General features: G+C 74.1%; 12 protein-coding genes. 4 read left to right on the top strand and 8 right to left on the bottom strand.

The window, feature by feature from the left end; all coding sequences use genetic code 11:
* A partial coding sequence (locus G011_RS0129015; RefSeq protein ID WP_019611547.1) for a cellulose binding domain-containing protein occupies positions 1-901 on the bottom strand: 901 nt, incomplete at its 3' end.
* A 505-nt stretch (positions 902-1,406) separates the two neighbouring features.
* Between G011_RS0129015 and G011_RS0129010 the strand changes: the two genes are divergently transcribed.
* A complete protein-coding gene (locus tag G011_RS0129010) occupies positions 1,407-2,027 on the top strand; it encodes an FMN reductase (RefSeq protein ID WP_019611546.1) in 621 nt (206 codons plus the stop codon).
* Between the two features lie 25 nt (positions 2,028-2,052).
* On the opposite strand, the gene G011_RS0129005 is transcribed toward G011_RS0129010, so the two are convergent.
* The gene (locus G011_RS0129005; RefSeq protein WP_019611545.1) at positions 2,053-2,778 is read right to left on the bottom strand and encodes an SDR family oxidoreductase; all 726 of its coding nucleotides are present in this window, start codon (positions 2,776-2,778) and stop codon (positions 2,053-2,055) included.
* Positions 2,779-2,861: 83 nt separating this feature from the next.
* Here G011_RS0129005 and G011_RS0129000 point away from each other — a divergent pair, with 83 nt between their 5' ends.
* The gene (locus G011_RS0129000; RefSeq protein WP_019611544.1) at positions 2,862-3,788 is read left to right on the top strand and encodes a LysR family transcriptional regulator; all 927 of its coding nucleotides are present in this window, start codon (positions 2,862-2,864) and stop codon (positions 3,786-3,788) included.
* A gap of 98 nt (positions 3,789-3,886) precedes the next feature.
* Here G011_RS0129000 and pdxA read toward each other — a convergent pair whose 3' ends face one another.
* The 4 genes from pdxA to G011_RS0128980 are packed head-to-tail and all read right to left on the bottom strand — an operon-like array spanning position 3,887 to position 8,434.
* A complete protein-coding gene (gene pdxA, locus G011_RS0128995; RefSeq protein WP_019611543.1) occupies positions 3,887-4,909 on the bottom strand; it encodes a 4-hydroxythreonine-4-phosphate dehydrogenase PdxA in 1,023 nt (340 codons plus the stop codon).
* Complete coding sequence (locus G011_RS0128990) at positions 4,902-6,224, bottom strand: four-carbon acid sugar kinase family protein (protein ID WP_019611542.1); 1,323 nt, start codon at positions 6,222-6,224, stop codon at positions 4,902-4,904. Before G011_RS0128990 ends, pdxA begins: the two co-directional genes overlap by 8 nt.
* A 9-nt stretch (positions 6,225-6,233) precedes the next feature.
* The gene (locus G011_RS0128985) at positions 6,234-7,640 is read right to left on the bottom strand and encodes a GntP family permease (protein ID WP_019611541.1); all 1,407 of its coding nucleotides are present in this window, start codon (positions 7,638-7,640) and stop codon (positions 6,234-6,236) included.
* Positions 7,641-7,660: 20 nt separating this feature from the next.
* Positions 7,661-8,434 carry a DeoR/GlpR family DNA-binding transcription regulator gene (locus tag G011_RS0128980; RefSeq protein WP_019611540.1) on the bottom strand — a complete coding sequence of 258 codons (774 nt, stop codon included), beginning with the start codon at positions 8,432-8,434 and terminating at the stop codon, positions 7,661-7,663.
* Between the two features lie 231 nt (positions 8,435-8,665).
* Between G011_RS0128980 and G011_RS0128975 the strand changes: the two genes are divergently transcribed.
* A complete protein-coding gene (locus G011_RS0128975; RefSeq protein ID WP_019611539.1) occupies positions 8,666-9,664 on the top strand; it encodes a dihydroxyacetone kinase subunit DhaK in 999 nt (332 codons plus the stop codon).
* Between the two features lie 38 nt (positions 9,665-9,702).
* Entirely contained in the window at positions 9,703-10,344 is a 642-nt protein-coding gene (locus G011_RS0128970) for a DAK2 domain-containing protein (RefSeq protein WP_019611538.1), read from the top strand.
* 102 nt (positions 10,345-10,446) lie between these two features.
* Here the strand turns inward: G011_RS0128970 and G011_RS0128965 are convergent, their stop codons facing one another.
* Both G011_RS0128965 and G011_RS32735 read right to left on the bottom strand, forming a co-directional pair.
* Complete coding sequence (locus G011_RS0128965) at positions 10,447-11,913, bottom strand: glycoside hydrolase family 43 protein (RefSeq protein WP_019611537.1); 1,467 nt, start codon at positions 11,911-11,913, stop codon at positions 10,447-10,449.
* 597 nt (positions 11,914-12,510) lie between these two features.
* Positions 12,511-12,828 (bottom strand): HNH endonuclease signature motif containing protein (locus tag G011_RS32735; RefSeq protein WP_231391628.1); only part of this gene is annotated, 318 nt, incomplete at its 5' end.

The raw sequence follows: 12,828 nt of genomic DNA, 5'->3' as shown, positions 1-12,828 counted from the left end.
AGTCGATCTCGACCGTGGTCACCACCCGCAGCTCGGTGTCCTCGTAATCGGCCAGGATCTGGGCGATGGGGTCGATGTAGTCGTTCTTGTACCGGTCGATCTCGTCCGGGCCCAGCTCGCCGTTGGAGGCCAAAGCGGCGCAGTCACGGCCGGGCAGGTTGTAGATGACCACCTGGAACACCAGGGGCTCACCGTTGGCCTGGGCCAGGGCCTCGTCCAGGTGATCGCGCAGTCCCATGCTGCCGGTGGTGGGGCTGTCGTTGCCCTCGATGGCGCTGATGCGGTCCAGCCACACCCCGGTGGGCTCGTCGGCCACGGCGTCCCCGCCGGGCTCGGCGGCGGCGTTGGCCGACCAGATCGGGTTGACGTACACCTCAGCGCCCACGTACGGGTTGTCCACCCGCTCGCCCGTACCGGGGTCCGGGTCCGGATCGGGGTCGGGGTCGGGATCGGGGTCGGGGTCGACCAGGCCCTCACAGGCCACACCGTTCAGGGTGAACTCGGCGGGGACGGCGTTGGCGCCCGAGTACGTGGCCTGGAAACCGAAGGTGGCCGTGCCGTCCGTCGCGATCGCGCCGTTGTACCCGGCGTCGGTGGCCGAGACGCTCTGTCCGCTCTGGGTGACGGTGCCGTTCCAGGAGTTGGTGATCCGCTGGTTTCCGGCGAAGTCCCATTCCAGGGTCCAGCCGTTGACCGCGTCGCCGAGGTTGGTGATCTCCACGCTCGCGGTGAACCCGGAGCCCCAGTCGTTGAGTTGGTAGTCGACCTCGCAACCGGCCGCCGCGCTGGCGGGGGCGGGCACGGCCGTGGCCAGTGCGGCGCCCACGATCAGGGCCGATGTCGCGGCGAGGCCGCGCCGTGCGCCCGGACGTCTGTCCGGAGTGCGCAGGATTCTGCTCATCTCTTGCTTTTCCTCATGGTTGGGGGGTGGTGCCAGAGGGACGAGAGTGTCGGGGCACGGGGCCGCCGACTGATGCGTGGAATCCGGATGGTGATGCGGGTGGTACGGGTGGTGCGCGGGGCACGTCGTCCTCCGGGGAGGGTGCGGCGACGCGGGGGGTGACCCCATGGGTGGGAGCGCTCCCAGAACAGGAGTGCGAAGGGCGGGAACGGGATGGGTCGGGGATGCGGACACTCACGCTCCCCCAAGCGCAACCCGAATCAGTGTGATCCAGGTCATGCGGGAGCGCTCCCATGAGAATAACCACCACGGCTTCACATGTAAACACCCCGTAAAAAACAGCGTTCGGTGACGCGGCCCGGCTTCGGGGAACCCCCGGCCGCACGGCGCGCGCCCGCCCCTCGCCCCGGGGTGTCCTTACGGGAATAGCGGGGGCGGACGCGCCGTTCCTCTGGTAGTTTCATCGCGAAACTACTTCTCAAGAAGCTTTTTACTAGGGGGACAGATGGCGACCCGCACACTGGTGACCGTCTCGGCGGGGATGAGCACGCCGTCCTCGACCCGCCTGCTCGCCGACCGGCTGACCGCCGCCGCCGAGGCCTCGCTGCGCGAGCGCGGCGACGAGGTCCGCACCCGCACCGTGGAGCTGCGCGAGGTGGCGCACGACATCGTGAACGCGATGACCACCCGGGTGCCCACCGGTGAGCTGCGCGGTGTGCTGGAGGACGTCGCCGGAGCCGACGGGATCATCGCGGTGACCCCGGTGTTCAACGCCTCCTACAGCGGCCTGTTCAAGTCCTTCTTCGACGTGGTCGACCCCGAGGACCTGGACGGCATGCCGGTGCTGATCGGCGCGACCGGCGGCAGCCCGCGCCACTCGCTGGTGCTGGAGCACGCGCTGCGGCCCATGTTCGCCCACACCCGCTCGGTGGTCGCGCCCACCGGCGTGTACGCGGCCTCGGAGGACTGGGGCTCGGGCGAGGGCGGCGGCCGCGAGCTGACCCAGCGCGTCGAGCGCGCCGGACGCCAGCTCGCGGCGCTGGCCGCGGACCGCTCCCCCGCGGCCGCGGACCCCTACGAGGAGCCGGTTCCCTTCGCCGACCTGATGTCGGGTCTGGGCGCCTGACCGGCCGCCCGCCGCCTGTCCGGGGTCACCAGGGCACGGCGCCCTCGTCGTCGAAGAAGCCGCCGCGCGGTCCGTCGTCGGGCAGGGTGGCGAGCCGGATCGCGATCGCCGCGCCCTGCTCGGGCGTACGCGGCGCGTTGAACCCGGTGAAGTCGGTCGCCACGTAGCCCGGGCAGGCGGCGTTGACGATGACGTTCGTGTCGGCGAACCGGCGGGCGTACTGCGCCGTGACGCTGTTGAGCATGCTCTTGGACGGCGCGTACGCGGCCAGGACCGGGCCTGTCTGCAGCGTCAGCGAGCCCATGTTGCTCGACATGTTGACGATGCGCGGCGAGCTCGCGCGGCCGAGCAGCGGCAGCATCGCGTTCGTCACCCGCACGACCCCGAACACGTTCGTGTCCAGGACCTCGCGGAGGACGTCGAGGTCGAGGGTGGTCGGGTCCTGGGCGCCGCCGTCGGCGCGGCCGGCGATGCCCGCGTTGTTGACGAGCACGTCGAGCCGTCCCGCCTCGCGCTCGATCGTCTTCGCCGCGGCGGCGACGCTGTCGTCGCTCGTGACGTCGAGGGCGACCCCGAACGCGTCGGCGCCCGCCGCGCGCAGCCGCTCGACGGCCTCCTTCCTCCTGGCGTCGTCGCGGGCCCCTACCGCGACCGTGAAGCCCAACTCCCCCAGGCCTTGGGCGATGGCGAAACCGATTCCCTTGTTCGCGCCGGTGACCAGCGCGGTCTTCGTGTCGTTCACGGAGTCCATGCTCGGCGGAGCGCGCACCCGCGGTCCAATACCGGCTCGGTCGGCCGTGATACCCGCCGGGTATGGGTCCATAGGCTGTCGGTGTGGACGATCTCGAAACCCGCGAACTCCGTTACTTCGTCGCCGTCGCCGAAGAACTGCACTTCGGGCGCGCCGCCGACCGGCTCGGCATCGCGCAGCCTCCGCTCTCGCGCGCGATCGGGCGGCTGGAGCGGCGGCTCGGTGTCCCCCTCCTCGACCGGAACCGCCGCGGCGTGGCGCTCACCGACGCCGGCGGGGTGCTGCTCCGGGAGGCCCGGGCGGCTCTGGACGCGGTCGCGGCCGCCGCGCGCCGGACCCGGCGGGCCGGGGCCCCGGATCGGCCGCTGGTGCTCGTGACGAAGGCCGGGGCCTCCCACGAGTTGCTGCGACGGCTCCTCGACGCGGCGGGGAGCGCACCCGGCGCGGCGCCGGTCGAGGTCCTGCTGTGCGAGGTCGGCGAGCAGGCGGGGCTGCTCCGCGACGGGAGCGCCGACGTGGCGATCATGCACCTCCCCTTCGACGACGTCGCCGGGTTCGACACCGAGGAGCTCTGCGTCGAGGGCCAGGTGGCGATCCTTCCCGCCGCGCACCCGCTCGCCGCACGCGACCGGCTCACGCTGGCGGAGGTCGCCGACGTTCCGGGCCTGCCGATCGCCCGGTGGCCCCGGCTCGACGGGACCTACCCCGACGGGCCCGGGCCGGAGGTGCGCACCCAGTCACAGCTCGCCCAGCTCGTGGCGCTGGGCCGGACGCTGCTGGTCATCCCCGCCTCCAGCCGCGCCTGGCAGTGGCCCGAACACGTCTCGGTGCCCGTGGTCGACGCACCGCCGGTCACCACGGTGCTCGCGTGGCCCTCGGGCAGCCGCTCCCGGGAGGTCGCCTCGCTCGTGCGCTCCGCGGACGGGCTCCGCGGCACCGGGACGTGTGGCGGCTCCGAGCGGTCCGGCCCGGCCCCGTCACGGCCGCCCGCCGCCGTCGGGGAGGGCTGAAGTCGGGGCGCCCGCCGCCCGTCCGTGCCCCACACGCGGACGGACGACGGGTGGACCGGGATCCCGGGAGGCGCGGACGGCGGTGCCCCCGCCCGCGGTCAGTTCCCGTACTCGGCGCGGATGCGGTCGGCGAAGCGGGCGAAGTCGGCCCCGTGCAGGAAGGCCGAGCGCATGGTGCCGTGGTCGGCCCTCCCCTGGCCCGCGATGTCGAAGGCGGTGCCGTGGTCCACCGACGTGCGCAGGATCGGCAGGCCCACCGTCACCGAGATCGTCCCGTCGAAGTCGAAGGTCTTGGCCGCGATGTGGCCCTGGTCGTGGTACTGCGAGAGCACCCCGTCGTAGTGGCCGGTCAGCAGGCGGTGGAAGACCGAGTCCGCCGGTACCGGCCCGACCACGTCCGCGCCCGAGGCGCGCGTGCGCTCCACCGCCGGGGCCAGGTGGCGGATCTCCTCGTCGCCGAAGGCGCCGTTCTCGCCGCCGTGCGGGTTGATCGCCGCCACCGCCAGGGTGGGCTCGTCGTGGCCGAACACGCGCAGCGCGGTGAGCGCCTCGGTGATCGCCCCCACCTGCTGCTCCTCGTTGATCATGTCCAGCGCGCCGCGCAGCGAGACGTGCCGGGTGGCGAAGAAGATCTTCTTGCCCCGCACCACGAACATGGTGTTCTGGCGGGTGACGCCGGTCAGCTCCCCGAGCATCTCGGTGTGGCCGAGGTGGCGGCTGCCCGAGGCCCAGATGGCCTCCTTGTTGATGGGCCCGGTGACGATCCCGTCCACACGCCGCTCCATCGCCGCCCGCGTGGCCACCTCGATCGCGCGGACCGCGGCGGCCCCGGCGCGCGCGTCGACCACGCCCCACTCCAGTGCGGTGTCGCCGAGTGCGTCGATGTCGAGGCAGTCGACCACCCCCTCCTGCTCCGGCGGAAGGTCCCAGGAGGACAGGGCGCGCACCCGCACGTCCAGGTCCAGGACGGCGGCCGCTCGGCGCAGCACGGCGGGGTCGGCGACGACCACCCCGCGCGCGGGGGCGGTGGCGCCCACCTCGGCCAGGGTGCGCACGGTGATCTCGGGGCCGATGCCGACGGGGTCTCCGACGGTGACGGCCAGGGTCGGGCGTTCAGTCATCTTTTTGTCTTCCTCCGCTCGGGATCCGCGCGGACACCCCGCGCAGCCTGTCGTTGACCGTGTCGCGCAGCCGCGCCAGGCAGCGCGCGATGGTGTCCTGGTCCCCGACCAGTCCTCCCTTGGTGATGATCGGGGTGCCCTCCAGCGGTCCGCCGTCCAGGCGGCCGTGCACGGCCAACGGGACGAGTTCGCCGCCCACGTCCAGTGCCCGCACGTCCAGGGCGGTGAGCAGGGCGGAGGTGACGTCGCCGCCGCTGGAGAACAGCGCGCTGGGCCGGACCCGGGCGACGGCCCCGGCGACCAGCGCGGCCAGCATGCCGGGCATGGCACGGCGCGCCTCGGCCGGCAGGCGCACGACGTCCTCGGCCGAGGCGCGGGTGCGCACGACCACCGCCGCGGGGAAGGAGGACCTGGTCAGGGCTCCGACCAGGAGCCGCGCGACCTCGTCGCGGTGCCCGGGGTCGGACGTGAAGCGCCGGGCGTCGACGTCGACGAACTCCGCGGAGGGGTCCTCGGCGACGGTGTCGAGCTGGCGCCGGGTCAGCTCGGTCGCGCTGCCCACCACCGCCAGGACCGGCCCGGGGTCGGGTGCGGTGCCGCGCAGCCCCAGTTCGCGGGCGAGCAGCGCCCCGAACGGGCCGGGGTCGGCGGCCACCCAGACGGTGCCGTCCCTGCGGGAGGCCGCGGCCGCCGCCCGGGCGATGTCGGCCAGGTGGTCCTCGGTCACGGCGTCGCACAGCACGACGGGTTCGTCGCCCGCGAGCAGCTCACCGACGAGGTCGGCGCGGGTGACCCGCCCCAGGGACAGGTGCCGCACGGCCAGGGCGCTCTGCTCGGCGACGAGGTCGGCCACCACGCTGGTGCGGACCGGGTTCAGCGGGTCCAGGGCCAGCTGGGTGCGTTCCAGGGGCACCCCGTCGAGCAGTTGGACGCCGTCCACGGTGATCCGCCCGGAGGCGGGGTGGGCGGGCGCGAAGAGCACGCGGACGCGGACTCCGGGCGGTGTGCGCCCGCGCACCGCCCGCCAGGCGGCCTCCAGTTCGGCCCCGACGTTGCCGCGCAGGGTGGTGTCGGTGCGCTTGACCACCAGGTCCACCGGCCAGAGCCGGTCCACGGTGGCGGCGACGAGCCCGGCGGCCTCGTGGGCGGGCAGGTGGCGGCTGTCCAGGTTGGCCACGACCGCGTCGTAGGCCGGGGCCGCGTGGGCGGCGTGCCCGGCGTCCACCGAGGCCACGCGCATGCCGGTCTGGGCGAAGCGCGCGCCGGTGGCGTTGGCTCCGGTGAGGTCGTCGGACAGGACGAGGATCTGCGCCACGGGATCCCCCTATCCCAGGACCAGGGCGGCGACGCACAGCAGCGGCAGGCTGGCCAGCCACAGCACGGTGGTCATCCCGCTCCACATCTTCATGGCGGCGCCGCCGGACAGGCCGGTGAACCGGGTCACGACCCAGAAGTAGGAGTCGCTGACGTAGGAGAAGACGAAGGAACCGGCGCAGGCGGAGGCCACGGCGAGCGCGGGGTTGATCCCCGCCGCCGCCACGATCGGGGCGCTGAGGGTGGCGGAGGTGATGATGGCGACGGTTCCCGAGCCCTGGGCCAGCCGGACGAACGTGGCGATCACGAACGGCAGCAGGAACATCGGCACGGGCCAGCCCGAGACGGCGTCGGCCAGCGCGTCGCCCACGCCGGAGGCGCGCAGGACCTCGCCGAAGGCCCCTCCGGCACCGGTGATGAACACGATCATCCCGGCCGAGGCGGCGGCCGCGGTCAGCCAGGAGACGACCTCCCTGCGCCCGGTCCCCCGGGGCGGCAGCGTGTAGACGGCCACGACCAGCCCGATGACCAGGGCGATGGCGGGGTTGCCGAGGAAGGCGAAGACGTCGGCGACCGCGCTGCCCTCGGCGAGCGCGCCGGTGAGGGTGTTGCCCACGATGAGCAGCAGGGGCAGCAGCAGCGGGATGGAGGCGGTCAGCGCGCTCACGCCCGGGTCCGGGGGCTCCTCGCTGATGTCGCGTCCGGCGGCCGGGGCGGCGCTGCCGGTCCCGGCGACCTCGCGGGTGGCCGCTCCCGGCCCGCCCGCGGCGGCGTTCTCGGGGACCAGGCCCGACTCCACGCTCGCCTCCAGGCGGGGTCCCATGTAGCGCGCGTAGACCACCACGACCGGGATGAGCAGGATCGACATGGCCCCGCCGAGCAGGACGGTGGTGCCCAGGTCGGCGCCGAGGAGCCCGACGGCGGCGAGCGGGCCGGGCGTGGGCGGGACCAGGTGGTGGGTGATGGACAGCCCGCCCGCCAGGGCCAGGCTCATCACGACCAGCGGCCTGCCGTAGCGCCTGGCCAGGGAGCGGGCGAGCGGGTGCAGGATGACGAAGCCGGAGTCGCAGAACACCGGGACGGACACGACCGCGCCGGTGGCGGTCATCGCCACGTCCTCGCGGCCCTTCCCGGCCATGCGGACGAAGGCCTTGGCCAGGGCGTCGGCGCCGCCGCTGCGTTCCAGGACGGTGCCGATCATCACGCCCAGGGCGATGACGACGCCGATTCCGGCGAGGGTGTTGCCGAAGCCGGTGGTCAGGTGCTCCACCAGTTCGGGGGCGGGGACGCCCGCGACCACGCCGGTGACCAGGGCTCCGGCGAGCAGTCCGATGAACGCGTCCAGCCGGGACCACAGGATCAGGGCGATGACGGTGGCCACGCCCAGGAGCAGTGCCGCGAGAAGCTGTACTTCCATACCAGGTGCCTTTCAGGGGGTCATTGCGGTCGCGTGCCCGCGTCGACCGCGACGACGTGGGGGGTGCAGGCGGGATCGGCGTCGAGGGCCTCGCGCTCGCGGGCTCCGATCCCGTCGTCGGTGATCAGGCCGTAGGGTCCGGGGACGACGGCCCAGTACGGGTGGGGGCCGGAGCCGACCTTGGTGGAGTCGGCGACCACGAAGATCCGCCGGGCGCTGCGCATCTGGAGTTCCTTGGCGGCGGCGATCTCGGGGCTGGGGCAGTTGAGCCCCCGGCCGGGCAGGAGCCCGTCGGCGCCGATGAAGGCGATGTGCGGGGTGATGCGGTCCAGCACGCCGTGCGCGTAGTCGCCGACGATGGAGCCGCGCCTGCGCCGCACGCGCCCGCCGACGACGACGAGTTCGATGCCCTCGGCGTCGTGCAGCGCCGCCATGGGGCCGAGGCCGGAGGTGACCACGGTGGGCCCCGAGCGCCGGGCCAGTCGCTCGGCCACGAAGGTGGTGGTGCTCCCGGCGTCCAGCAGGACGACGTGGTCGTCCTCGACCAGCGCGGCGGCGTGCTCGGCGATGCGCCGCTTGGCCGGGGCGTTGCGCAGGCTCTTCTGGGTCCAGGACAGTTCGGCGCCCGCGGGCGCGGGGACCGCGCCGCCGTGGGTGCGGACCACCTTTCCGGCCCTCTCCAGTTCGCCCAGCCCGCGCCGCACGGTGGAGGGGCTGATGCCGAGTTCCCGCGCGAGGTCCTCGACCCTCTGCACGCCGTCGGTGACGGCGTCCAGCAGCCCTTGGTGACGCATGACCACTCCTGCTCGTTTCGCGCATGTGAACAGGGACATACTGCGCGCTTTACGCAGAGAAAAACAAGAGGTCAGCGCCAATCTGCTCATAACGCGCATATAACGTCCGGGGGCGCGGATGCGGTCACCTGGATGAGAACAGCGCGGCCGGGGACGTTTGGGCGGGGCGACGCACGGCTATGTCGCATACGGCGCCGCGGGGGGCCGCAGCGAGAACTACGGAGCGTGCCGATGCGAAGACAGTTCATCAACGAGCCGGGCGACGTGGTGTCCGAGGCGTTGGAGGGGTTCGCCGCGGCCTGGCCGCACCACGTGCGCCTCAACGCCGACCCCGCCTACGTCGTACGCGCCCGCCCCGCCGCGGACAAGGTCGCGGTGGTCTCCGGCGGCGGCTCGGGCCACGAGCCCCTGCACGTGGGCTTCGTGGGCACCGGCATGCTCGACGCCGCCGTGCCGGGGGCCGTCTTCGCCTCCCCCACCGCCGTGCAGATCCGGGCGGCCTCACAGGCGGCCGACACCGGCCGGGGCGTCCTGCACGTGGTCAAGAACTACACCGGCGACGTGCTCAACTTCCGCATCGCCGGTGAGCTGCTGGCCGACGCGGGCGTACGCAGCGAGATCGTCCTGGTCGACGACGACCTGGCCACCGACACCGGCGACGGCGGGGGCCCGGGACGCCGGGGCACGGCGGCGGTCGTGGCGGTGGAGAAGGTCTGCGGCGCCGCGGCCGAGCGCGGCGCCGACCTGGCGGAGCTGGCCGGGCTCGGGCGCCGGGTGGCCGAGCGCAGCCGCACCCTGTCCGTGGCGCTGGCCGCGGGCGCCCACCCGGGCGAGTCGCGGCCCTCGTTCGAGCTGCCCGAGGACGAGGTGGAGTTCGGCGTGGGCATCCACGGCGAGCGGGCCCGGCAACGGCGGGCCTTCGGCCCCTCCCGCGAGCTGGTGCCCCCGATGGTCTCGCCGCTGGTGGAGGCGCTGGGTCTGGGGCGCGGGGACCGGGTGATCGCCATCGTCAACGGCCTGGGCGCCACACACGACCTGGAGCTGTACGGGGTGTTCCGCGAGGCGCGGCGCGTCCTGGACGACGCCGGGGTAGAGGTGGCCCGCTCCCTCGTGGGGTCCTACGTGACCTCCCTGGACATGGCGGGCTGCTCGGTCACCCTGACGGCGGCCGACGACGAGGTGCTGGAGCTGTGGGACGCTCCGGCCGCCACACCCGCGCTCACCTGGTAGAACATCCGTCCCACCACAGTCCGAACGGGAGCACCGGCATGGCAGAGCAGCTCAGTCCCTCCGACGTCGAACGGTGGGTGCAGGCCTTCATCGGCGCGGTCGAGGAGGAGGGCGCGCACCTCACCGACCTGGACCGCCGCAGCGGCGACGGCGACTTCGGCACCAACATGACCACCGCGCTGCGCCGTACGCGCGAGGCCCTGGCAGACACCGCCGCCACGGGGTCGGCCGGACAGCCCTTCGAGGTGATGGCCGAGACCTTCCTGGGCCACAGCGGCGGCACCAGCGGCCCGCTGTTCGGCATGTGGTTCCGCGAGTTCGGCAAGGCGGGCGCGGGCGCGGAGGCGTTCACCCTGGCGATGGTGGCCGAGGCCACCGCGAACGGGTGGGCGACCCTGCACCGACTGGGGTCGGCCGAGGTCGGGGACCGCACCATGGTCGACGCCATCGCCCCGGCCTCGGAGGCCCTGGCCGGAGCGGTGGACAGCGGCGCGGGGCTCCACGCCGGACTGCGGGCGGCCGCGGAGGCCGCGCGGGAGGGCGCGGACGGCACCAGCGAACTGCTCGGCCGCCGGGGGCGCACCAGCTACGTGGGCGAGGCCGCTCTGGGCAGTCCGGACCCCGGCGCGGTGACCGTCGCCCTGTTCTACCGGGCCGCGCAGGGGGTCGTCGGCGTCTGAGCCGCGCGCGGCCGGGACCGCGCGAAGGCCCGCGGCGGGTCCGGCCGCCGCCGGGGCACGTCCTCGGCGGAAGGCGACCACTCCACCGGCCGCGCGGCCCGGTCAGGCGCCGCCGAGGTACTCCACGAAACGCACCCCGATCCCGCCTGGGCCGCAGCTCACCCCGACCATGCGGCCGGTGAACCCGCCCGCGACCTCGGTCGACAGGTAGCGTCCGTCGATCCTGGCCAGCTCGGTGGCGCCCTGGGGGGTGCGGACCGCGGCGACGACCACGTCCGGTCCCCGTTCACGGCTGTACTCGGGCGCCGTCGAGGGCTCCACCCGCAGTTCGAGCACCGTGTCGGCGGACGCGGGCGCCTCCCCCAGCACGCTGGTGAGCGGTCCGATCCGAGCGACGGCGCGCACCCGCCCGCCCCCGACCTCCAGGGCGAACCGGTGGGCGGGATCGATGCGGACCTCCAGGGCGCCCGCGCCCCCGTCCGCGTCGATCCCGGCCCGGACGGTCATGGTCGTGTGCTCCTGGCGGCGGCCGACGAACACCTCCTCGTCCCCGGGAGGCGACATCCGCCACCGGTCCCCCGACCACCGCAGCACCCGGTCGGGGAAGACCCCGGCGCCGACCCAGCCGGAGCCGAGCGTCCCCTCGCCCAGCGAGGCGCGCGCCCGCGACGGCTCCCCGGGCTCGACCGGTCCGACCACCACGGGCCAGCCGTCGCGCCAGGCGACGTCGGCGGCGAAGGTCTCCCTGCCCAGCACGTGCCACCCGGGGAAGGAGCCCGAGGGGCGCACCCCCAGGAACACCGCCGCCCACGACCCGTCGGGCCGCTCGACCAGGTCGGCGTGGCCGGTGTTCTGCACCGGGCCCGGCGTCCCCCTGGCGGTCAGCAGGGGGTTGTGCGGACAGGCCTCGAACGGGCCCTCCGGCGAGGGCCCCCGGGCGACCGTCACCGCGTGTCCGGGGCCGGTGCCGCCCTCGGCGACCACCAGGTACCACCACCGCCCCACCCGGTACAGGTGCGGCGCCTCCGGGTCCCTGCCCCCGGTGCCGCTCCACAGCGGACGCGGCCGGGACAACAGCTCGCCGGTGGCCGGGTCGAGGACGGCCTGGCGGATGCCGCCGTCCGACCACGTGAGCAGGCACCTGCCGTCCCCGTCCCAGGCCAGGTCCGGGTCGATGCCGCCCGCGCCGCGGATCCGCACCGGGTCGGACCAGGGACCTGCGGGGTCGGTCGCCGTCATCAGCAGGTGCCCGGGGCCGTCGGAGACGTTGGTGGTCACCAGGAAGAAGGTGCCGTCGTGGTGGCGCAGGGTCGGGGCGTAGACGCCGGAGGACGGCGCGGCGCCGGACAGCACCAGCTGGGCGGGCCGGTCCATCACCGCGCCGACCCGCTCCCAGGACACGAGGTCCGACGACCGGAACAGGGGAACCCCAGGGGCGTACTCGAAACTCGAACACGCCAGGTAGAACACGTCGCCGACGCGGCACACCGTGGGGTCGGGGTGGAAACCGCCGAGGATCGGGCGGGTCGGCAGGACGCCGCCTCCGGGGGGAACTTCGGGCTCGGTCACCCCCCGAGTGTGACACGCCCCACCCGGGCCGGAACGGGGCGGGTCGGGCGTCCGCCCCGGCCCGGGTCGGGCGGTGCCAGCCCCACAGTGCCAGCCCCACAGTGCCAGCCCCTTGCAACGCCGAGTCCCTGAGCGGTGGAGGCCTCTGCTGTAGCGGCAGCGAAGGCGGCGAGTGCCTGGGGCTCCGATCAACGACCCGGTTGCGGGTAGTGGCCGGAGGCAGCGGCGCCAGCTGCCGCGAAGTGGCCCGGGAGAGTGACCAACGCCTGAGGTCGGAGGCTGATCGGCCTCTGCTGCGTTGGCAGCGAAGGCAGCGGGTGTCTGGGGGCTCCGTTCAACGCTCCACCTGCGGGTGGTGGCCGGTGGCGGCGTCGCCAGCTGCCGCGTAGTGGTGTGGGAGGGTGAGCAACGCTTGTTGTTCGCGCGTGGTGGGGGTTTGCTGCGTTGGCACCAAAGGCGAGCGGGTCCTCCGGCCTTGGGCAGCGGTCCCGGCCCCCGGGGGGTGGGGGTGGGCGACGTTGGCAGCCACAACGGTGGGCGCGGGGCCCGGGCCGCTTGCCGGGCACGGGCATGCCGGAACTCGCTGTGGCCGGGAGGTCATTCCCGGGGCGGTGGATCCGGATCCCCGCCGGGTGGATGGTCTCCTCCCCGTCCCCATCCCCGTCCTTGGCCTTGTCCTTGGTGGTGGTGTGTGCGCAGTTCGCGTTGGTACTTGGCCCGGTTGTGCGGCCCGCACAACGGTTGCAGGTTGGCCACCACCGTCCGCCCTCCCCGGGAGAACGAGGTGACGTGGTCAGCTTGGCAGAGGGCGATTGGCACTTCGCATCCGCCCGGGTGGGCGCAGGTGGTGTGTCCGTGGAAGGCGGCGGTGCGTTGGCGGGTTGAGGCCAGGCGGCGGCTGTGGCCCACGTCCAG

Source organism: Nocardiopsis sp. CNS-639 (assembly GCF_000381685.1).
Lineage (GTDB): Bacteria > Actinomycetota > Actinomycetes > Streptosporangiales > Streptosporangiaceae > Nocardiopsis > Nocardiopsis dassonvillei.
The sequence above is the reverse complement of the archived record's forward strand: the minus strand, read 5'-3'. Positions and strand labels throughout refer to the sequence as shown.